We start from the raw sequence: 21697 nt of genomic DNA, 5'->3' as shown, positions 1-21697 counted from the left end.
CGCCGGCGAGTTCCGGCATTCTCAGACCAGTTCCAGGATGGTCGCGTTCGCCTGACCGCCACCTTCACACATCGACTGCAGCCCGTATCTGATGTTGTTGGCCCGCATGTGGTGGATCATGGTGGTCAGCAGCCGGGCGCCCGAGCCCCCGAGAGGATGGCCCAGAGCGATCGCGCCGCCGTTCGGGTTCAACAGCTTCTCGTCCGCCCCGATCTCGATCTGCCAGCCCATCGGTACCGGTGCGAATGCCTCGTTGATCTCGAACACCCCGATGTCGCGGACATCGAGGCCGGACTTGCGAAGTGCCTTCTGGGTAGCCGGAATGGGTGCGCTGAGCATCATCACCGGGTCGGCGCCGGCCAACACCGCGGTGTGGACACGGGCGATCGGCGTGCAGCCGAGTTCCTTGGCCTTCTCACCCGACATGACCAACAGCGCCGCCGATCCGTCGGAGATCTGCGAAGCGTTGCCGGCGTGAATGACGCCGTCTTCCTTGAAGGCCGGCTTGAGACCAGCGAGCGTCTCTACCGAAGTACCACGGCGGATACCTTCATCGACTGACACCACAGACCCGTCAGCGCGGCGGATGGGCACGATCTGGTCGTCAAAGACGTGTGAATCCTGTGCGGCAGCGGCCTTCTGGTGCGACTGAGTCGCGAACTCATCGAGCTGGGTTCGACTCAGTCCCCACCGCTCGGCCATCATCTCCGCTCCCACACCCTGGTTGGGGAGTCCGTAGCGGGCCTGAAACCGCTCCGGGAAGGGGCCGGCACCGTACTCGGCCGCTGAGCCGATCTTGACCTGGGACATCGACTCCACTCCACCGGCGACAACGACGTCGTACTGACCGGCGATCACGCCCGCAGCGGCGAAGTGCAGGCTCTGCTGGCTGGATCCGCACTGCCGGTCCACCGTGACGCCGGTGACGGACTCCGGCCACCCGGCGGTGAGTGCCGCAGTACGCGCGATATCACTGGACTGTTCACCGATCTGTCCGACGCAGCCCCAGACCACGTCGTCGACGACGGCCGGATCGATCCCGGCCCGGTCCACCAGCGCGGCAAGCACCTGCGCGGAAAGCTCGGCGGGGTGGACAGCGGAGAGTCCGCCGTTGCGCTTACCGACGGGCGACCGGACCGCCTCTACGATGTATGCGTCGACCATGTGATTGGTTCCCTTCTTCTTCTATGCACCGTCCAGGACGCAAGCCCGGAAGCAGTTATGGAAAGTAATCTGCGATAACGGATCCGGCTGATCCGATGTGGCAGCTGGCTAGAACTTGTAGGCGCCCGACAGCAGGTACTTGGCAATGGTGCGCCGCTGGACTTCTGGCGGCCCCTCGCTGATCCGCGACACGCGTGTGGTGTGCCAGCCATTGATCATCGCCGCTTCATTGCTCAGCCCGATGCCGCCCATAATCTGCATCGACCGGTCGTAGACGCGGTACATCGCCTCGGCGACGAGAGCGTGACTCATGGCCGACTCGAACCGCGCTTGATCCCCGGCATCGTGCTTGCGCGCGACGTCGAGCGATGCCAACCGGGAGGTGTAGATGTCAATGCAGTTGTCGGCCAGCATGTTTTGGACGGACTGATGCTCGCTGAGGGTCTTGCCGAACGTCTTACGCACCTTGGCGTATTCGGCGGCCTTATCGTTCGCCCACCGGCCCAGACCGATCAGTCGAGCAAGCTTCGTCATCTTGAGCAGGCCAGAGCCCTCCATCGCGACCCGGAAGCCTTCGCCGACCTCACCGAGCCGGTAGTGATCGGGGATGCGGACGTCGTTGAAGGTGAGGATGGCTTCCTCGCCGCCGACTTCGTCGAACACCTTGACAATCGAATACAGGTCGTAGCCGGGTACGTCGGTGGGGACATAGAAGCCCGTCAGACCACCCTTGCGAGCAGCGAAGCGTTCGCGGTCGGTGATGGCGAACGTGATCAAGAAGTCGGCGGTGGGCGCCCAGGAAGCCCACTGCTTCGTACCGTTGAGCACCCAATGGTCACCGTCACGGACGGCAGTGGTGGTCATCATCCAGGCGTCGGAGCCCGCGTCAGGTTCCGACATCGCAAATGATCCCTGAACCTCGCCGCGCATGAGCTTGGGCACCAAGTCGGTCTTCAGAGCGTCCGATGCGTAGGTCCACAAGGCCGTCGGACCCGTGCTGGCGTGGGCGAGCACCTGAAACGCAAGCTGCGTCTGCGGTGAGCCGTACCGGTGGCACAGCGCCTCGAACACCTCGAAATACAGTTCAGCGCTGAGTCCGCCGCCACCGAGTTCAGCGGGGCAGAACATCGTATAGAAGCCCGCCTCGGCAGAAGCCATCCGCGCGGCCCTGCGGGCCTGGACAACCTCCTCGGCAAGGCGCCCATCCTCGCGCCAGTACAGCCGCGGATCGTGGAGAGCCGCCTCGATGGGCTGCTGAATCTTCGCGACCTCTCGGTCGATGAAGGCGAAGAGCGCTTCACACACCTCTTTGGCACCTGGTGCTACCGGCTCGACGTCGTGATCGATTGTCACGGCCACCTAATCACTCCCTTTGAATACCTTGGTCTGGCCCATTTCGGGCCAGACCAAGGCGAGTCCCTAATCCTGAAGACAGTCTTCGATGTTGACGTGGTAGAGACGCGCGGCATTCTCGTAGAAGATCTTGCGGCATGCGTCCATCGGCAACTCCCTGACCGTCTCGTCTACCACGTCGCGCGGTGACATGGCGGTTGATGCAGGTCCCGGGGACAGGCTCGTGGGGTGCGGGTAGTCGGTCTCGAACATCAGGTTGTCGGCGTACGCCGCACCCATGTGTCGCACAGTCTCACGCTCGAACCAGTAGGTGGTGTAGATCTGCTTGCGGAAGTAGTGGCTGGGAAGTTCGCGGTCCGGATAGGCCTTGGCAGCGCCGGAGTTCTTCCAGTTCCAGTCCGCGCTCTCGATGAGATACGGGATCCAGCCGAATCCACTCTCGATGTTGACAAAGTTCAAGGTCGGGTACTTGTGACAGACACCGGACAGCAGCAACTCAGAGACGTTCTCGCAGAGTCCCATCAATGACATCGTGGTCTCCTGCGCGTAGTCGGCAGGCCCTTGGACATCCTTGATCATGCGCACCCAGTCCTCTTCGGTCTGAGACTGGTAGCCCACGTGGAAGTTGACAGAGAGTTCACGCTCCTCGGCGGCCTTCAGGATGGGCGCCCAGTGGTCGTCGCGCAGGCGCGGCAGACCGAGCTTGTAGGGCTTGGCCATGAAGATGATGCCGCGGTGACCGTTGTCATGGCACCGGTTCATCTCCTTGACCGCCTCGTCCAGATCCCAGAAGGGCAGCGTGGTGAGGCAGACGAACCGTTCGGGAGCCACTGACGCGAACTCGGTCAGGAAGTCGTTGTACGCACGGATGCAATCCAAGACAAGCTCGGGCTCGTTGTAGCCCATGAATGCGTCCATCGAGAACGCCAGCAGGTTGGGGTAGGGGACCTCAGCGGCGATCCTCATCGAATCCATCCGCTTGACACGCTCCTTGGCGTCGAACGCAGCCGGCTCAGCCAGCTCTGCCGTCGGAGGATGCTTGGGCGGATACTCGTGCCATCCCGCCATCGCATAGCCCGAGACGCCGGAAAGCCGTCGGCCGCCGATAATCCAGATGTCTTCGCCGCGACGCTCGTCGAACACCACTCGAGGGGCGAGTTCGCTCCACTTCGAAGGCAGCCGGGACGTCCACAGGTCCGGGGGTTCACTCAGATGGGTATCGGTATCGATGATCGGTAGCACTGGGGCGCTCAATTGAGCAACCTCCTCTTTAGCCAGGCAACTGCAGCAGCGCGACGACTTTCTACTAACCAGTCGAAAGTAGCATTCGTATGAGCCGAAGCGCAATAAGCACCCGGCGTCCCGCTTGCCGGCCCGGCGCCACCCACCCGGAGGCAGGTCACCGATCGCCATCCCATCAGCCGCTCGGGCGAAAGCGGTCCGCTGTGACCACAAGGGAGTCTATTCCACGAATTCGATCGTGTGATAGATTCTGTCGGAAGACCGAATTGTGCCTAAGGTTGCCATGACTGCTCCCTCGTTCGATAACAGACTGCTGCGAGACGTATTCGGCTGTCACCCCTCAGGAATCGTTTTCGTCGGCGCGACAGTCGATTCCGATCCGTGCGGGATGGCGGTCAGTACTTTCACGCCCGTCTCACTCGACCCGCCGCTGGTCTCAGTGTGCGTGCAGAACACGTCATCGACGTGGCCGCGCCTCAGCAACTGCAGCCACCTCGGCATCAGCGTGCTGAGCTACGGTCACAGCGACGCTGTGCCCTCACTGTCAGCGAAAACGGGCGATCGCTTCACCGGCGTCACGGTCCAGTCCTCCGCGAACGGCGCCGTTTTCCTGGGCGGGTGCAGTGTGTGGATCGAGACGGTCATCCACCAGGTCGTCGAAGCCGGGGACCACAGCATCGTCATCCTGCGGATCACCGATATCACCCAGCATGACAACGTGCAACCAATCATCTTCTATCGCAGCCGCTGCCACGGGCTTGCCGCCGTCGAAGCGTGATGCACCCTTAGTCCGCCGTTCGGCGTTATCAGGAAGGAATATCCATGCCAGGAGTGCAGGACCGTGTCATCGTGGTCACCGGAGCCGGAGGCGGCCTGGGACGTGAGTATGCGCTGACTCTCGCCCGTGAGGGGGCCAGCGTTGTAGTCAATGATCTCGGCGGAGCGCGCGACGGCTCCGGCGCGGGAAAGAACATGGCCGACGAGGTGGTCGACGAGATCCGGCGCAGTGGTGGCCGGGCAGTGGCGAATTACGACAGCGTGGCTGAGACGGCCGGTGCCGAGAACATCATCAAGACAGCGCTCGACGAATTCGGAAGGGTCGACGGCGTCGTCAGCAATGCAGGCATCCTGCGTGACGGCACGTTCCACAAGATGACGTTCGACAACTGGGACGCCGTGCAGAAGGTGCACCTTTACGGCGGGTACAACGTCATCCGCGCCGCGTGGCCGCATTTCCGCGAGCAGCACTTCGGACGCATCGTCGTCGCGACGTCGACCAGCGGCCTGTTCGGCAACTTCGGCCAGGCCAACTACAGCGCCGCCAAGCTCGGCCTCGTCGGACTTATCAATACGCTGGCACAAGAGGGGGCCAAATACGACATTCTGGCCAACGCGGTGGCGCCCATCGCCGCGACGCGCATGACGCAGGACATTATGACGCCGGACGCTTTCGAGCGCTTGGCGCCGCAACATGTCGCACCTGTGGTGGGCTACCTCATGACGGAGGAAAACGCTGACAGCGCTTCGGTATTCATTGTCGGTGGCGGCAAGGTTCAGCGAGCAGTCCTCTTCCAGACCGACGGTGTGACCTTCCCCGGGAATGCCCCGACCATCGAGGAGATCGCGGCGAAGTGGGCCGAGATCACCGATGTGTCGGCGGCCAAACTGGCCACATTCGACGTCGCCGCAATCTAGACGCCCGAAACCGAAAGTGCCGCCACACCCATGGGTGTGGCGGCACTTTCGCGTGTTATGCCGCTTTGTTACGTCACCGTGTTATGCCTCGTAGCCGTCGGTGCCTGCTCGCGCCATCACCACGCGGCCAACAACCGACCGCGCCGACATCTTCAGCAGGCACTCAACCAGTGTCGCCACGTCATCGGCCGGGATCATCTGTTCGGGAAGTATGCGTCCCCGCACCCACTCCGACATGTCGGTGTCAACGTAGGCAGGTGCGATCGCCGTAGCGGATACCCCGGTGCCTGATTCCTCGGCATTCAGCGTGTCCACCAGTGAGGCGATCGCCGCCTTCGACGCACCGTACGCAGCTAGTTGGGCTTCTGCGTATATCGCGGTGATCGACGAGAGCACGACGATCTTCGCACCTTCGGAAGGATGCCGAACAACCGCCGACCGGAGCAGCGGCAGGGCTTCCTGAATCAGGACGAACGGGCTGCGAAAGTTGACGGCAATGGTCTTGTCGAGCCGCTTGAGCGGGTAGTCGGCGATCAGTCCTGCCGTACCGACGCCGGCATTGAGTATCAATGCCGACATATCACCGTACTCGTCGCGGTGTCGCTGGATCAGACTGACGGGAGCGTCCGGGTCAGCCATGTCTGCGGAGACGGAGAGTACGGCGGGAGAGCCCAATTCACGAAGCTCCTTACCCACGGCGGCCAGTGTTTCCTCGTTGCGGGCCGTGATGGTGAGCGCCATGTTCCGCTCGGCCAGCCGCCGCGCGATAGCCAGTCCGATCCCACGAGAAGCCCCGGTGACAAGCGCAGACCGCGGCTGCGCGCCGGCCGCCATCAGGCCCGACTCTGGGACGGCTCGAACGCTGCGTCGATCTTTCGGAATCGGCGCGCGACCGGCTCGCGGCACTCTCCGTGGGTGAACAGGTAGAGCTGATCAGTACCGATTGCATCGACGACGATCTTCGCGGCGTCGTCGGGCGACACGATACGACCCGCGAATCCGGGATCGTCGAAATCGACATCGGATCCGGCGTTCGGGCCGCCGAGATGAGACGGCCGATTGCGATGGGAGTGTTCGATGTTGGTGCCGACCTTCATCGGACACAGCACACTGACGTTCACCGGCGATTTGCGTAGCTCGCGATGCAGAGTCTCGGCGAGTGCCACGACACCGTACTTGGTGACCGAATAGGGTCCCAGGCCCTCATTGGTGACGACACCGGCGAACGACGCCGTGAAGACGATGTGTGCATCCCGGCCGGACTGCACGATCGCCGGCAGAAAGGCTTCGACCCCATGGATGGGACCCCAGAGATTCACCCCGATCATCCACTCCCAGTCCTCATGTGTCGCATCGACAAGCGGACCGGTGGCCCCCACGCCGGCGTTGAGGAACAAGATGTCGATGGCGCCGAAGCGCTCGTTGGCAAGCTCTGCCAGAGTCTCGACATCGGCCCGCTTGGAGACGTCGGTGCGGACCAGCAACACCTCAGTGTCGGCGGGCATCCCCGCTGCTGCTGTTTCCAAGGCCGCCTGCTCAATGTCAGCCAGCACGAGCTTGCAACCTCGATCTGCTAGCCGTCGCGCCGTAGCAAGACCGATGCCACTAGCTCCGCCCGTGATGACGGCTACCTTGCCACTCAACGGATCACTCGGGCTCATGTCCTGAAAACCATCCTTCGCTGGGTCCGTGCACAGACGCTGGGCGATCACGATCGCTCCAGACACGCATCGGGAGATCGGTACTGTCCATACTTTCTATAGAGCAGTAGATTCTAGCGCAGACCGGCTCGCCACCACAACGATTCCCGGATGCTCACGTGGGTCAGGCGATGACGCCTTCTACCTTGAGTTCACCGAAAGTAACGTCGTCGACCCCGATCTCACGAAGGATGGCGTCGGTGTGTTCGGCGAATTTCGGCGCCCGCTTGGACGGAACGGTCGGGGTGTCGAAGCGAACAGGACTCGCGACCAGCTTTCGCCGAACACCCAGTGCATCAACGACTTCGACGACGCCGCCGTTGGCAACGAGGTCCTCGTCATTGGCGAGGTCCCAGCTGTCCTGCCATACCGCCCAGGCACCGCTGCACCCGTTGAGACGTCGCTCGCACTCGTCGAGCGGAAGCCGCCCGATCAGATCAGCGACGATCCGGCATGCCTGGTCGATGTTCTCGGCGATGCCGTCCATCGTGGCGAAGCGCGCGTCCGCCGCAGCTTCCAGACCGCCCATGCACGTGCAGAACTCCGACCAGTACGCCACTGGGTCGAGCATGGCCAACTGGATGAACCGGCCGTCACTGGTGCGGTAGCTCGCGACGAGTGGATTCCCGGGGAACGGGGTGTCGAGTTCCACCTTCGGCAAATGGCCACCGCTCATCAGCGCCATGTTCACATCGAATTGCGTCGCCCATGCCCCGACGCCCAGTAGCGACACGTCGATGACCGATGGCTGTCCTGACATCTGGCGCCGGAAGAGCGCGGCAGCCACCCCGCCCGCGATAGCCAACCCGCCGATGTTGTCGCCGTAGGCACCGGTCGGCATATAAGTAGGCCGGTCGGCAAGGCACGGTGTCGCCCCGTCGGCACTTCCGCCCCTGGCCCAAAATGCCGTGGCGTCATATCCAGGTCGGTTCCGGCCAGGACCGTGGCCACCGTAGCCAGTACCCACGACGTAGATGATGTCAGGATTGATGCGCCGGATATCGTCGACATCGATGCGCAGCTTTGATCGCACCACCGGCAGGTAGTTGGTGAGTACGACATCGCTGCGTCGTACCAACTCCTCCAGAATCGGTCGCGCCAGGGGCGATGTCAGACCGAGCCCGATACTGCGTTTACCGCGATTCGGTGCCTCCATATGCGGCGTGAAGGAGTCCGACTGCTCTGACGACTGGCCTTGAGACGCGGTGAACAGGGTCCGTAGAGCGTCACCTGTGACCGGATTCTCGACCTTGATGACGTCCGCGCCCCAGTCGGCGAGTATGGCGCCCGCTGATGGCACGAAGGTGAATTGAGCTATCTCCAGTACCCGCACGCCCGCCAGGGGTTTATCCATGTCGACACCCTCTTGATCTCGATCAATTGGCCGCAGATGCCTATGGCAACGTCACTACGACTGGTGCAGTCCTCAGAGACCGAGGTCGCGCCCGATCAGGTCCTTCATGATCTCGGTCGTTCCGCCGAGGATTGTCTGGATACGCACATCCGCGTAGTCGTTGGTGACCCGGTACTCCCTCATGTAGCCGTAGCCGCCGTGGAGCTGCACGCAGTTGTCGACGACCTTCTTGGCGACTTCTGTGCACCACCACTTGGCCTTCGCGGCTTCAACCGCCGTCAGGTCGTTCTCGACGACCGCCAACAGGCACCGATCGAGGTACTGCTCGGAAACGTCTAGTTCGGTATCCATCTCGGCCAGCAGGAATCGGTTGTGCTGGAAGCTGCCGATCGACTGACCGAACGCCTTGCGATCAATCGCGTACTGCAGCGTCTGACGCCAGGTCTCGCGGGCCCCGGCGATCGCGCCGATCGCGATCGACAGGCGCTCCGACGGCAGGTTGTGCATCAGATGATAGAAGCCCCGGCCCTCTTCACCCAATACGTTGGTCACCGGCACCCGAACGTTCTCGAAATGCAGTTCGGCGGTGTCGTGGGTGGGCAAACCCAGCTTGTCGAGCTTGCGACCTCTGATGAAGCCCGGCATATCGCGTTCAACAACCAGCAGCGAGAACCCCCGGTGGCCGGCTGTGGGGTCGGTCCGCGTCACCACCACGACCAGATCCGCGTTGATACCCGAGGAAATGAAGGTCTTTGACCCATTCAGGACCCATTCGTCGCCTTCGCGCACCGCCGAGGTACGAATCCCTGCGAGGTCACTGCCTGCACCCGGCTCGGTCATCCCAATGGCGACGATTGTCTCTCCGCTGATGATCCCGGGCAGCCAGCGCTGCTTCTGCTCGTCGGTTGCGAGCGACTTGAAATATGGTCCTACGACGTCATTTTGAAGCGTCAGGGCAGGGACACGGGTACCGAACTTGGACAGTTCCTCGTTGATCACCGCGTTGAAACGGAAGTCGTCGACACCGCCGCCGCCGTACTCCTCGGGCATGTTGAACCCGATCAGGCCGTACTTACCAGCAGCAATGTACGCCGATCGATCGACGAGGCGCTGCCTTTCCCACTCATCGGCGTACGGCGCGACTTCGCGCTCGATGAAGGACTTGGTCGTGGCACGGAGCTGCTCGTGCTCGGCATCAAAGACGTAGCGTTTCACTTAGTAGCCTCCGCGCTTCATGAATCGACTCGCTATGCGGGTTAGCGTTCTTCGTAGCTGGCCCGCTAGCGGAATTTTCGGTTTCGAAGCAGATTATACTAGCGAGTCGAATTTGCCTAGACCTGCTTACAGACTCTCGCGGCAAGACGTAGGACCTGGCACCGAACACCGCATCCCTCGCCCCACAGAGTGGCCGCCGCGTGCGGTATCATGCCGATATCGATAACTGTTTCGCTATATTGTCAGCTGGCGATCCGCGGGCGGTGCATATCGGCTCGGTGGCGTGGCACAGTACACGCGCCAAGGTTTTCTACACATCGGCGGCGTCGGAGGATCGGTATGGAGGTCAACGGCCTTCGATCAGCCAAGTTGGCTGATCGACTGGGGGCCGGGATGATTCGTCGTGTCGCCGCCGAGCGATCGTCCGCAAGCCCGGCAAGAAGCGTTCAACAAACCTCCGTGGGCTGTCATACGGTACCCGAGCGAGCAACTGAGTGGGACCACTCAACTCGGTCTACGAGCAGGCGTCGAGGAGTCTTTCAGTGAGTGTTGCATTACTTTTGGAGATGGCCGCCTCGGATAGCGAACGCCTGGCGGTGGTCTGCGACGACCAGCGGTTGACGGTGGGTCAACTCGACGCCTTGGCCAGCGGTGGTGCGGGTGTGATCAGCGGGACCAAGGCGAGCAGTGTGGTGTACGTCGGAACCGGCGGACTCATGCTTCCGCTGCTGATCTTCGCCTCGGCCCGTGCAGCCAGGCCGTTCGCCCCGTTGAACTATCGCCTGTCGGGTGAGGCGCTGGCCGAGCTGATCGACCGCATGCCGGCACCGCTGATCGTGTTCGACGCTGAATATGCCGATGTTGTGCAGGATTTGAACGCAAGCAGCATTGAATCCGGCCAGTTCGTGGCCGCCGCCAGAGATGCCGAACCGGTCTCCGAGTATCCCGACACAGATGACGTCGCCGTCGTACTGTTCACATCCGGAACCACCTCACGGCCCAAAGCCGTCGAGCTGTCTCATAACAACCTCACCAGCTACGTGACCGGGACCGTCGAATTTGCCTCCGCCGAACCCGGCGACACTGCCCTGATCTGCGTTCCGCCGTATCACATCGCCGGCGTCGGGGCAGCGCTGTCAAACCTCTACGCGGGCCGAAAGATGGTCTACCTGCGCAAGTTCGATGCCACGGAGTGGATCCGGCTAGCCGTCGCCGAGGCGGTCACCAGCGCGACAGTCGTCCCCACCATGCTTGATCGCATCATCGCCGAGCTCAATGTTCATCCCACGCCGTTGCCCGCCCTGCGCACGCTGGCTTACGGGGGCTCCAAGGTCGGCCTTCCGCTAGTGCGCACAGCGCTGGAACTGCTGCCCGAAGTGGGCTTCGTCAACGCCTACGGGCTGACTGAAACCAGCTCCACCATCGCGGTTCTCACGCCTGAGGACCATCGCGCCGCACACGGCGCGGACGATGAGGCCGCCCGCAAGCGACTGGGCTCCGTCGGGCAGCCGGTCCCCGGTATCGAGTTGCAGATCCGGGCCGAGGACGGCACCATTCTGGGGCCCGAGGAAGTCGGTGAGCTGTACGTGCGGGGTGATCAAGTGTCGGGTAAGTACGCCGGCATCGGTTCGGTACTCGACGAAGACGGCTGGTTCCCCACCAAGGATGTCGCTTATCTGGACTCCGAGGGCTACCTGTTCATCGGCGGACGCTCCGACGACACCATCATCCGCGGCGGGGAGAACATCGCGCCCGCCGAGGTGGAGGACGTACTCGTCGAGCACCCGCACGTCCACGATGTGGCGGTTGTCGGAGTCGAGGACGCCGAGTGGGGCCAGATCATGGTGGCAGTCGTCGTGCCTGTCGCTGACGCCAACCCCGACCCCGAAGAACTTCGTGCCCACGTACGTCAGCACCTTCGCGGCTCACGCACACCTGATCGGGTGGTGTTCCGGCAGGAACTGCCGACCACGCCGACCGGCAAGGTGTTGCGCCGCCAGTTGGTCGATGAACTCGCGGCGCCGACACCCATTCAATGAACCAAGGAGGAAGAACATGATCAAGACCGGTACCCGACTGCAGAGCCAAGTGTGCGACACCCAGGTGATCGTCGTGCGGTCCTCGGATGCACTCGAAGACCTGCGAGCCGGTGGCGCTCCGATGATTCCCTTGGACGCTGAACCGGCTGGCGGGGTCGACATCGATCCGGCCTTCTCGGGTGGCACGGTCATGGGCAAGCGCTATGTCGATGACAGCGGAGCCGAACTCCTGGTCACCAAAGCCGGTGCTGGAAGCCTCAGTGTGGGGACGACACTGCTGGAGCAGAAGACCGCCAAACCCTTGCCGGCCAGCGACTAGCGTCGCGGCCGTCCAGCGCGATTCCTCGTCGAGTTGACCGCGCGTTCGGAGCAGATCGCCCACGCATCGCACCGTGCCGTGCTCGGCGAATGGCAGCTGAAACCACGTCGCATCGGGCTACGGTCCTCGGCGGCCGCCGGTGGACAGCCAAAGACCGATCAAATGCTGCCACCTGGACTAAACCGGCGATGGGTCCGCGTTGTGAAGGGCAGGCCGGTCGAGAAGGTCCCCCGGCCATCGAGGAAGAGGGAAACACAGTGAAGAAGTTCGCAATCACCAGCGTCATCGCCAGCGGGCTCGTCGCCGCCGCTCTGAGCATTGCCGCGCCGGCACAGGCTGATCTTGGCCACAACGAGTGGGTCAATCAGATCGGGCAGGCCGCGTCCGCGCCTCAGGTGGACACGACGGTGCACGGCAGCCGCTGATCGACACCGCATCACCAGAGGGGCACCCCATCGGGGTGCCCCTCTTGTCGTCTGGCCGGACCCGGAACGGACACGAACGGACATGGAATCGGGCGGAGAGGCCGCATGTGGGTAGCCTCTCCACCCGACGTTCTTCAGGTGGCGATCACTCGGCGTGGTGCCACTGGTGGTGGTGATGGGAACGGCTGCCGGGGGCGTCCGTCCCGAGGTTCTGGTGCGGGAAGCTCTCGTGGTGAGCCGGCTGGCTCATGTTGGCGCCGTTGTCAACGCTACCGGTGGCCGCATTGCTGGCACCGGCGGCGCCGATCGCGAACAGCGCGGGTGCGGCGGTCAGCATCGCTCCGGCGGCCAGGCGCTTCATCCAGATGGTGGTCATGTCTATCTCCCTTGTTGAGGTCTTCAGCTCGTCGCTGTTGATACAAGAGTCGCTGACCAGCGCCGTTGGCTCGTCGGCCAAACCAACGAAGTAGTCGATGATGCAGATGTCCCCCAAATGGTGGACAAAGGTTGTCCCCCGATCGGGGGACAAAGTGGTTAGGCGAGAACGGCGTCGATGGCCCGATAGATGCGCTGCTCGCTCACCGGGCGGGCGGTGCCGAGCTGCTGTGCCCACAGGCTGACCCGGAACTCCTCGATCATCCTGGCGATGTCACGGACATCGGAACCGGCCGCCCGCGCGGGTGAAAGCGCTTGCACCAGTTCGGCATACGCATCAGCGACGGCGTGCACGCGGGCCATCCGGTCCTGGTCGGCGGCCAATGCGTGCGGCAGCCGTTCGAGGCGGCGGACGATCGCGGTCAGATACCGCGCCAGATCTGCCAGATGTGTCGCGCCGGTGGCGGTGACGAACCGCGCGGGGAGCAGCCCGTCGAGTTGCGCACGGATATCGGTGATCGCCTGAGCGTGCGCCGGGAGCGGCCGGTCCGGGATCGCCACCTGCACCTCGTGCAGGGCGGCGAGTACCTTCTCGACCCGGGCGACCACTTCACCGGTGGCCTGGGCCAACCGACCTTTCACCCGGTCGGTCAGCGCACCGAATTCCGACTTGGTCCAGGCCGGCGAGGTGGCCAGCACGTCGACGGCAGCATCGGCGCAGTCGTCGAGCAGGGCGGCCAGCGATCCGTCGGGATTGGCGCCGAGCACCAGCCGGGTCCGCGGATCCAGGCTCTTCTCCAGCGACTTGACCGGTGAGGGCACCGACAGCCGCACCAACCGCCGCAACCCCGCGGCCATCGCCGGATCGCGCTCGGCGGCGGTGGCGAAGATCCGGATGTCGACACCCGCGCCGCCATCGACGAATCCGGGATAACCCTTGACCAGATGGCCACCGACGGTGCGTTCGACGGTGCGCGGCAAGTCCTCGAGGTCCTCGGGCCAGCCCCGCAGCCCGGAGCGCTCCAGGTCGATGCCCACACTCTGGGCGACGGCGCGACGAGCCGATCCGGCGAGCGTGTCCTGCAGGCCGCCCAGGTCCTTACCTCGGGCCACCTCGGTTCCGTCCGAACCCTGCACGGCGAACGTCACCCGCAGATGGGCCGGCAGCTTGTCGAGGTCGAACGCTGTGATGGGCACCAAAACCCCGGTGCGGCGGTGCAATTCGCGCTGCAGCGCCTCCAGCAGCGGTTCCTGACCCGGCGTGATCGCCGACAGTACCGCGCGCGCGGTATCCGGAGCGGGAACAAAGTTGCGCCGGAGGTCTTTCGGCAACGACCGGATCAGGGCAGTCACCAGTTCCTCACGCAGGGCAGGCACCTGCCAGCCGAACTCGTCGCCACCGAGTCGGGCCAGCACCTCGACGGGAATGTGCACCGTCACCCCGTCGTCGGCGGCCCCGGGCTCGAACCGATAGGTCAGCGGCAGCGCCAGATCACCGGCTTGCCACACGTCGGGGCGGTCGGTGTCGGCGTCGTCGACGCGAAGCAGGTCGTCGCGGGTGAACGTCAGAAGGTCCGGGGTGCGGTGCCGCTGCTTCTTCCACCAGCCGTCGAAGTGGCGGGCCGAGACCACGTCGGCCGGAATCCGCTTGTCGTAGAACGCAAAGATCTCGTCGTCATCGACCAGCAGGTCGCGGCGGCGGGCGCGCTCCTCGATCTCGGCCAACTCCGCACGCAGCGCGGTGTTGTCGCGGAAAAAGTGGTGGCGCGTCTGCCACTCCCCCTGGACCAGGGCGTGCCGGATGAACAGTTCCCGGGACACCACGGGATCGACGTCGGCATAGCCGACCCGTCGGCGCACCACCAACGGCAGGCCGTAGAGGGTGACCCGCTCGTAGGCCATCACCGCACCACGCTTGGCATCCCAGTGCGGTTCGCTGTAGGTGCGCTGCACCAGGTCTCCGGCGACGTGTTCCACGGTCTCGGGCTCGATGCGCGCCGCGACACGGCCGAACAGGCGGCTGGTCTCCACCAGATCGGCCACCACGATCCAGCGCGGCGGCCGCTTGGTCAGTACCGAACCGGGCGCCAACACGAACTTGGAGTTGCGCGCCCCGGCGTACTCCCGGGTCTCGCCTTCCCGCAGGCCCACATGCGACAGCAGGCCCGCCACCAGGGCGGCGTGCACCCGCGACGGGTCTGCGGGTTCGTCGTCGGCGGATTCCCGGATCCCGATGTCCCGGGCGATGCTGCGCAGTTGACCGGTGAGGTCCTGCCACTCCCGGATGCGCAGGTAATGCAGGAACTCCTCCCGGCACATCCGTCGGAAAGCATTGCCCGACAACGACTTGCGCTGTTCCCCGAGATAGCGCCACAGGTTCAGGAACGACACGAAGTCGGAGTGCTCGTCGGCGAAGCGGGCGTGTTTCTGCCGCGCGGCGTCCTCCCGGTCGGCCGGGCGCTCACGCGGGTCGGGGATGGACAGCGCGGCGGCGAGCACCAGCACCTCGCGCACACATCCTTCGCTGTCGGCCTGCAGGATCATTCGGCCCAGCCGTGGGTCGACGGGCAGCTGGGCCAGCCGGCGGCCGGTGTCGGTGATGGCCCCCGAGGCGTCGAACGCGCCGAGTTCCTGGAGCAGTTGCACCCCGTCGCGGATGCTGCGCTGATCCGGTGGATCGAGGAAGGGAAAGTTCTCGATATCACCGAGTTGCAGCGCCGCCATCTGGAGGATCACCGCGGCGAGGTTGGTGCGCAGGATCTCCGGGTCGGTGTAGCGGGGCCGAGCCTCGAAATCGGACTGCGAGTACAGCCGGATGCAGACGCCGGGTGCGGTACGGCCGGACCGCCCCGCCCGTTGCGCCGCCGAGGCCTGCGAGATGGGTTCGATCGGCAGGCGCTGCACCTTGGTGCGCCTGCTGTAGCGGGAGATCCGCGCGGTACCGGGGTCGACGACGTAACGCACGCCGGGTACCGTCAGCGACGTCTCGGCGACGTTGGTCGCCAGCACGATTCGCCTCCCGGTGTGCGGCTGGAACACCCGTTGCTGATCGGCGGTCGGCAGGCGCGCATACAGCGGCAGCACTTCGGTCGGCTTCCGCGGATCATTGAGTAAGCCGCGCAACGCTTCTGCGGTGTCGCGGATCTCGCGCTCACCGGACAGGAACACCAGCACATCGCCGGGCGGTTCGGCTTCCAGTTCGATGATGGCGTCGACGATCGCCTCCGTCTGGTCCCGCATCTCGGTCCGCACGATCTCGTGATCCGGATCATCGGGGTCGTCGTCCTCTTCGGTGGCGACAGCGACTTCCAAAGGGCGGTAACGGATTTCGACCGGATAGGTGCGCCCGGATACTTCGACGATGGGCGCCCCGGAGAAGTGTGCGGCGAACCGTTCCGGTTCGATGGTCGCCGAGGTGACGATCACCTTCAGGTCGGGGCGGCGTGGCAGCAATTCACGCAGGTAGCCCAGCAGGAAGTCGATATTGAGGCTGCGCTCGTGGGCCTCGTCGAGGATCAGGGTGTCGTAGCGCAGCAGCCTTCGGTCGCGCTGGATCTCGGCGAGCAGGATGCCGTCGGTCATCAACTTCACCAGCGTGCGATCGCTGGCCTGATCGGTGAAGCGGACGGTATAGCCGATGGCGTCGCCCAGCGGGGTGCCGAGTTCGTCGGCGATGCGCTGGGCCACGGTGCGGGCGGCCAGCCGGCGCGGCTGGGTGTGCCCGATGGTGCCGCGCACCCCGCGGCCCAGTTCCAGGCAGATCTTGGGCAGCTGGGTGGTCTTGCCCGACCCGGTCTCACCTGCCACCACCACCACCTGGTGGTCGCTGATGGCCTTGGCCAGCTCACCGCGACGCTCGCTGACCGGAAGGTCCGGGTAAGTGATGTCGGGCACGGCCGCCAGCCGGGTCGCCACCAGCGCCTCAGCGGCCGCGACCTGCTCGGCGATCTGCCCGATCTTCTCCGGGGTGACATCGCGCAGCGACTTCAGCCTGCGCCCAAGCCGCGCTGCGTCCCGAATCGTGACCCCGTCCAGCCGAGCACGAAGCTCGCGCAGCTCGCGACGCTCGTCGCCGGACCGTTCGGACACTCGCGCCAGGATATGCGTAGGCTCGAAACCAAATGACCATTGCCATCGTCGTGGGTCTATTGGTGGTGGGCCTCGGCATCGTGGCCAGCCAGCTCTTTCGACTCAAAGACTGGCTCAACCGGCAACCACCGCCCCCGCCCGCCGACCAGCCGGCCGACGACACCGACCGGTGAGCGAGCTTCCGCACGCGGTCCGAACCATGGCCGGCCGCGGGCCGCAGTGGGCGTCATGGGTGGCCACGTTGCCCACACTCAGCCGCGAAGCGGTCGCCCAGTGGCGGCTGCGCATCGACGGGCCGGCCGGCTACGGCTACTGCTCACTGGTGGTTCCGGTACGCACCTCCGACGGAGCGGCAGCGGTGCTCAAGATCGGCTTTCCCGACGACGAGTCCGAGCATGAACACCTGGCCCTGCGTCGGTGGGGCGGCGACGGCGCGGTGCGGCTGCTCAGCGCCGACCCCCACCGCCGGGCGCTGCTGCTCGAGCGGCTGGAACCCACCGACTTGCGCGCCGTCTCCGACATCGAGGCGTGCGAGGTGGTGGGCCGCCTGTACCGCCACCTCCATGTCCCGGCCATGCCGCAGCTGCGGACGCTGGAGTCCTACCTACACCGCTGGAACGCCGAGCTGGCAGCGCTGCCCCGCAGTGCCCCGATCCCGCACCGGCTGGTCGAGCAGGCCCTGGCACTCAGCACCGACCTGACCGCCGGCCCCGCCCCGTCGCGCGTCATCCATACCGACCTGCACTACGCGAATGTACTTGCTGCACAACGGGAACCATGGCTGGCGATCGACCCGAAACCGATCAACGGCGACCCGCACTACGAGATCGCCCCGATGCTGTGGAATCGATGGGGCGAGTTGGCCGGTGACGTCCGCGACGGTGTGCTGCGCCGGTTCTACACCCTGATCGACGCGGCGGGCTTCGACGAGGCCCGGGCCCGTGCGTGGGTACTGGTGCGGATGGTGCACAACGCCATGTGGGCACTACAGGACGGCCCGCACGCCGAACCGGGCTGGCTGACCACCTGTATCGCGCTGGCCAAGGCCGTCCAGTCGTGATTTCGGCGCTCAACGCGGCGGGTCGCCACGCCACATGAAGCTGTTGACGTACTTGCCCATGTCCTGCGCGATCTGCAGGTTGGCAGCCGACGGTGGGCCCGGCCCGAAATCGGGCCCGAACTGGTGGAACGGTCCGACGGCGCCCGCTACCAGGGCCAGATCGTTCTTCACCGCGACGATGAGGATGATGCGCAGACGGTCGGAGTCGTTGACAGTGCCCTTGGGCCAGTCGTCGGCGACCTCGCCGTAGCCCGGCTGATAACCGAGGATCGCGTTGGGCAGCTCGTAGGCCGTGACGGCGTCCGGGTACTTGTCGGCCAGCAGATCATCGGCCACCTGCTTGGCATCGCGCCCCCGCGCCGGTTCGCTGAACAACCGCAATGTGCCGCCGTCGCCGCCGTTCCAGTCCGCGGTGATGCCGGTCGGATCCTTGGTGACGGTGTAGGCGGTCTCCGATGCGGGATAGGACACCGAGAACGACCCGTCCGGTGCGAAATACCGCGGATTGGTCGCCACCGGCAACCCGGTGGGCGGCCCGCCGCAGTCCGGTGGACAGATGTAGCGGGCCGGCCCGGTACTGATCTGCGTCGCCAGCACGCTCAGCGCCATCATCGCCAGCACCAGCAGGATCACCCAGGTCCCCACGGTGGCGAAGTAGGCGGGGCCGCGCAGCCGCCGGGCTCGGTAGCGGCCCCGGGGCACGGCGTACCCGGAGAACGATTCCTGGGGTTCCTCGACGTCGACGGTCACTGGCTCAGCCACCCATCGACTTGAGGATGAGCAGGTCCTTCATCAAGTTCTCGATGTTCGGGCTGCCCAGGCCGGTGATCATGTCGTAGCCCGGCAGCACCGGGGTGACGGCGTTGGCGCCGAGGGAGATGTCCCGGAATGCCGGCAGGCCGTATCCGTGGGAGAGCTCGTACAGCAGCGGATTCAGGTCGCCGAGTTGGGCCAGACCGCGGTCGGCGAGGAACTGGTTCATCATCGCGGCCAGGCCCGCCCAGATCGGCGTGGACTGCGAGGTGCCACCGCCGACGAGAACCTGTCCCTTGAACACGAATTTCACCCCGGTGAACGGGTCGGCGACGGCCGCGATGTCCGGAACCAGGCGGCGGTCGTGTGGTCCGGCCTGCTCGTGAATGTCCTGCCATGCCGGGCGCCCGAACAGCCGCGAGACGCCACCCCCGCTGCCCTGCGTGAGAGGCACGTCGTACCAGCCTTGTTCGGCCAGCCATTTGCCCTGGGCATCGGTGGACAGGGTGGTACCGCCCACCGATGTCATCTCGGGCAGTGACGCGACAGCATCGACGCCGATGTCGTCGGGACTCGGGGTGTCCGACCAGTCATGGCCGCCTTTGCATTCCAGACCGGCCAGGTCTCCGCTGGCGTCGAACGCCGTGGTGCCGTTGCGGTGGGCGCGGGCCAGCGCTGAGCGTACGGGGGCCAAATCGGCCCGGGTCATGATCCGGTCGCAGCCCCAGCCGATCGAGAAGCTCCACACCGCGCCGGGGTAACGCCGGTCGATCGACTCCATCAGCCCTCCGAGCTTGACGTAGGGCGCATCGCCCTCGACCGTCGATCGAGCGTTGACCAGGACGATCTTGGCCGAGGGTGCGATGGCGTGGATCAGCTGGATGTCCATGGTGGCCTCACCGCGCTTCTGGGCGGGCATGCCGCCCACCACCTCCGGGGTGAACCGGGGCAGCGAGAACCAGTCGGCGAAGCTGTCCATGTCGCTCTGTTCGAACCCGTCGAAGGCGAATACCGCGACGGTGCGGCCCGCGCCGGTGTAGCCACTGGCGGCCAAGCCGTCGGCGTTGTAGGCCGTCAGCAATTCGGTGGGCATCAGACCACCGTCGGGCACGTCGAGCGGCGGCGTCGGCGGGATGCCCTCGTGATAGGGCGTGTAGCCGAGGATCCGGCCCAGTTCGAGGACCTCACGGCCGAGTTCGCCGGGGACCGCCGGCTGCTGGGGGGAGGCGTAGAACACTGTGCCGTCCTTGCCCCGATAGTCGTGCACGGCCACGTCCAGCGCTGCGGCCACCCGTCGCGGCGGGCCGGCCACGGTTGCCCACGGATCGCCGTCGCGCCAGTGCACCGCCAGCCCATGTTGTCGGGCCCACGACGTCAACCCCACCGGGCTGGTCGGTTCGCGCAGTTCGACGGTCAGCTGCACCCGATCCGAGCGGGCCGGCCCGAGATCGGCGAACTGAGCCAGCAGCCTCGCGTACGGACCGCCGATGATGTTGAACGGCAACGGCGGACTGACCCGGTCCGCGACCAGGACAGCCACGGCCATCACCAGCACGATGAGCAGTGGCGTCCTCCCCAGCGTGCGGGCACGCCGTGCGCTCATGACCCCAGCATCACCGGTCGGCCCGGTGAGAACAAGTCGACGGACCGCGCGTCCCCTAATGTGTGCGCAGGCAACCGGAGAATTCGGGGAGGAAGGACGCTGTGATCAAACACATCCCGGCACTGTGGGCAGTGGTCATGGCGGCGGTGCTGACCGCGGGCTGCGGCGGAAGTCAGACACCTGCGGTGTCGTCCACGTCGCAGGCGGAGGCGAGCACCACCAGCGCCGCGCCGCCCAAGCCGGCGAAACCCACTGCGGCCGAGGACGAGCCGGGCCAGATGGTGGTGACCTACGAGGACGCCACGACTCCTGAAGCGATCAAGGGCCGAGACCTGATGGAGCGCACCCACTTTCTGGACCAGCTGGCCGCCGATGTCACCCGGTCCTTCCGGCTGCCGTTCGACGTCCCGGTGGTCGGCTCCCAATGCGGTGAAGCCAACGACTTCTGGGACCCCAACGACAAGAAGCTGGTCATGTGTTACGAGGACGTCGATGAGAGCATCCGCGTCTTCACCCAGGCGAACGACCCCGATCCCGACGACACCGCCCGGCGCATCGGGATCGCCTCGTTCTTCCACGAGCTGGGTCACATGCTGATCGACATCTACGACCTGCCCACGACCGGCCGTGAAGAGGATGTGGCCGACCAGCTTGCGGCGTTCGAGCTGCTGTCGCCCAATGACGACGGCAAGGTCGACGCGGACTACGTTCAGGCCGCCAGGGACACCGCCCGCGAGTACAACGTGCTCAGCGCCGAAGGCGGCGAACTGGAAAAGGAGGCGTTCGCCGACGTGCACACGCTCAACCAGGCCCGCGCCTACAACTTCGAATGCTGGATCTACGGCTCCGATCCGAAGGCCAACGCCGACCTGGTCGAGGACGGATCACTCCCCGAGGACCGCGCCGGGGGGTGCGAGGAGGAGTGGGAACAGCTCAGCCGGGGCTGGACCACCCTGCTGGAGCCGCACGTGCGCTGATGTCCGCGCTTGATCCCCCGCCGAACCGGGTACCCCAAGGTCACTTGAGGTTCTCCGTCGAGGAGGTGGACGATGAGGAAACTCAGCTCCCTGGTGATCTGCACGATCGCCGCCGCGGGTATCGGGCTGACGGCGGCGCCGGTGGCCAGTGCGGGTTGCCAGGGATTGTGGACGCCGTGGGGTGGCGGGCAGCGGTGCGACAGCCCGATAGACCCGAACGGATTCTTCCAGCGCTGCGATTCCGGCGGCGCATTCGGGTTTGCGACACCCCCGATGTGCTACCAGGTCGACGCGAACAACCTGGGCAACAATGCGCCCTGGATAGCGCCCTGAC

At 65.1% G+C, this 21697-nt stretch carries 20 protein-coding genes; 9 read left to right on the top strand and 11 right to left on the bottom strand.

Going from position 1 to position 21697, the window contains the following annotated elements:
* Positions 1 to 21 precede the first annotated feature (21 nt).
* The 3 genes from G6N35_RS20305 to G6N35_RS20295 all read right to left on the bottom strand — a co-directional run bounded on the left by G6N35_RS20305 (position 22) and on the right by G6N35_RS20295 (position 3771).
* Positions 22 to 1164, bottom strand: a complete 1143-nt coding sequence (locus G6N35_RS20305) for a thiolase family protein (protein WP_163805867.1) — start codon at positions 1162 to 1164, stop codon at positions 22 to 24.
* Positions 1165 to 1272: 108 nt separating this feature from the next.
* Entirely contained in the window at positions 1273 to 2523 is a 1251-nt protein-coding gene (locus tag G6N35_RS20300; protein WP_163805866.1) for an acyl-CoA dehydrogenase family protein, read from the bottom strand.
* Positions 2524 to 2583: 60 nt separating this feature from the next.
* Entirely contained in the window at positions 2584 to 3771 is a 1188-nt protein-coding gene (locus tag G6N35_RS20295; protein ID WP_163805865.1) for an amidohydrolase family protein, read from the bottom strand.
* 271 nt (positions 3772 to 4042) lie between these two features.
* Here G6N35_RS20295 and G6N35_RS20290 point away from each other — a divergent pair, with 271 nt between their 5' ends.
* A complete protein-coding gene (locus tag G6N35_RS20290) occupies positions 4043 to 4537 on the top strand; it encodes a flavin reductase family protein (RefSeq protein ID WP_163805864.1) in 495 nt (164 codons plus the stop codon).
* A 44-nt stretch (positions 4538 to 4581) separates the two neighbouring features.
* Positions 4582 to 5454 (top strand): SDR family oxidoreductase, encoded by an 873-nt coding sequence (locus tag G6N35_RS20285; protein ID WP_163805863.1) that lies wholly within the window; start codon positions 4582 to 4584, stop codon positions 5452 to 5454.
* 81 nt (positions 5455 to 5535) lie between these two features.
* On the opposite strand, the gene G6N35_RS20280 is transcribed toward G6N35_RS20285, so the two are convergent.
* The 4 genes from G6N35_RS20280 to G6N35_RS20265 form a co-directional block, all read right to left on the bottom strand.
* Complete coding sequence (locus G6N35_RS20280) at positions 5536 to 6288, bottom strand: SDR family NAD(P)-dependent oxidoreductase (RefSeq protein WP_163805862.1); 753 nt, start codon at positions 6286 to 6288, stop codon at positions 5536 to 5538.
* The gene (locus tag G6N35_RS20275; protein ID WP_163805861.1) at positions 6288 to 7166 is read right to left on the bottom strand and encodes an SDR family NAD(P)-dependent oxidoreductase; all 879 of its coding nucleotides are present in this window, start codon (positions 7164 to 7166) and stop codon (positions 6288 to 6290) included. The genes G6N35_RS20280 and G6N35_RS20275 overlap by 1 nt, the downstream gene beginning before the upstream one ends.
* 112 nt (positions 7167 to 7278) lie before the next feature.
* Positions 7279 to 8508, bottom strand: coding sequence for a CaiB/BaiF CoA transferase family protein (locus tag G6N35_RS20270; RefSeq protein ID WP_163805860.1), 1230 nt, complete (start codon positions 8506 to 8508; stop codon positions 7279 to 7281).
* A 72-nt stretch (positions 8509 to 8580) separates the two neighbouring features.
* Positions 8581 to 9723, bottom strand: a complete 1143-nt coding sequence (locus tag G6N35_RS20265) for an acyl-CoA dehydrogenase family protein (protein ID WP_163805859.1) — start codon at positions 9721 to 9723, stop codon at positions 8581 to 8583.
* 542 nt (positions 9724 to 10265) lie between these two features.
* Here G6N35_RS20265 and G6N35_RS20260 point away from each other — a divergent pair.
* From G6N35_RS20260 to G6N35_RS26965, 3 genes are all read left to right on the top strand, one after another.
* Complete coding sequence (locus tag G6N35_RS20260; protein ID WP_163805858.1) at positions 10266 to 11762, top strand: class I adenylate-forming enzyme family protein; 1497 nt, start codon at positions 10266 to 10268, stop codon at positions 11760 to 11762.
* 16 nt (positions 11763 to 11778) lie between these two features.
* Positions 11779 to 12081 carry a hypothetical protein gene (locus G6N35_RS20255; RefSeq protein WP_163805857.1) on the top strand — a complete coding sequence of 101 codons (303 nt, stop codon included), beginning with the start codon at positions 11779 to 11781 and terminating at the stop codon, positions 12079 to 12081.
* A gap of 257 nt (positions 12082 to 12338) precedes the next feature.
* Complete coding sequence (locus tag G6N35_RS26965; RefSeq protein WP_170313141.1) at positions 12339 to 12506, top strand: hypothetical protein; 168 nt, start codon at positions 12339 to 12341, stop codon at positions 12504 to 12506.
* A 145-nt stretch (positions 12507 to 12651) separates the two neighbouring features.
* Here G6N35_RS26965 and G6N35_RS20250 read toward each other — a convergent pair whose 3' ends face one another.
* Positions 12652 to 12882, bottom strand: coding sequence for a hypothetical protein (locus G6N35_RS20250; RefSeq protein ID WP_163805856.1), 231 nt, complete (start codon positions 12880 to 12882; stop codon positions 12652 to 12654).
* Between the two features lie 158 nt (positions 12883 to 13040).
* Positions 13041 to 16979: an ATP-dependent RNA helicase HrpA gene (gene hrpA, locus G6N35_RS20245; protein ID WP_163807814.1), complete on the bottom strand. Its 3939-nt coding sequence runs from the start codon at positions 16977 to 16979 to the stop codon at positions 13041 to 13043.
* Positions 16980 to 17002: 23 nt separating this feature from the next.
* Here hrpA and G6N35_RS26960 point away from each other — a divergent pair, with 23 nt between their 5' ends.
* Both G6N35_RS26960 and G6N35_RS20240 read left to right on the top strand, forming a co-directional pair.
* Positions 17003 to 17143: a hypothetical protein gene (locus G6N35_RS26960; RefSeq protein ID WP_170313140.1), complete on the top strand. Its 141-nt coding sequence runs from the start codon at positions 17003 to 17005 to the stop codon at positions 17141 to 17143.
* Complete coding sequence (locus G6N35_RS20240; RefSeq protein WP_163805855.1) at positions 17140 to 18030, top strand: aminoglycoside phosphotransferase family protein; 891 nt, start codon at positions 17140 to 17142, stop codon at positions 18028 to 18030. The genes G6N35_RS26960 and G6N35_RS20240 overlap by 4 nt, the downstream gene beginning before the upstream one ends.
* Before the next feature lie 9 nt (positions 18031 to 18039).
* On the opposite strand, the gene G6N35_RS20235 is transcribed toward G6N35_RS20240, so the two are convergent.
* Both G6N35_RS20235 and G6N35_RS20230 read right to left on the bottom strand, forming a co-directional pair.
* Positions 18040 to 18792 (bottom strand): hypothetical protein, encoded by a 753-nt coding sequence (locus G6N35_RS20235; RefSeq protein WP_246224422.1) that lies wholly within the window; start codon positions 18790 to 18792, stop codon positions 18040 to 18042.
* Positions 18785 to 20386: a S53 family peptidase gene (locus G6N35_RS20230; protein WP_163805854.1), complete on the bottom strand. Its 1602-nt coding sequence runs from the start codon at positions 20384 to 20386 to the stop codon at positions 18785 to 18787. Before G6N35_RS20230 ends, G6N35_RS20235 begins: the two co-directional genes overlap by 8 nt.
* Positions 20387 to 20523: 137 nt before the next feature.
* On the opposite strand from G6N35_RS20230, the gene G6N35_RS20225 reads away from it, so the two are divergent.
* Positions 20524 to 21363, top strand: a complete 840-nt coding sequence (locus G6N35_RS20225) for a DUF4344 domain-containing metallopeptidase (RefSeq protein WP_163807812.1) — start codon at positions 20524 to 20526, stop codon at positions 21361 to 21363.
* A 72-nt stretch (positions 21364 to 21435) separates the two neighbouring features.
* A complete protein-coding gene (locus tag G6N35_RS20220; RefSeq protein ID WP_163805853.1) occupies positions 21436 to 21696 on the top strand; it encodes a hypothetical protein in 261 nt (86 codons plus the stop codon).
* Position 21697 lies beyond the last annotated feature (1 nt).

This window comes from Mycolicibacterium anyangense (assembly GCF_010731855.1).
Classification (GTDB): Bacteria; Actinomycetota; Actinomycetes; order Mycobacteriales; family Mycobacteriaceae; genus Mycobacterium; species Mycobacterium anyangense.
The sequence above is the reverse complement of the archived record's forward strand: the minus strand, read 5'-3'. Positions and strand labels throughout refer to the sequence as shown.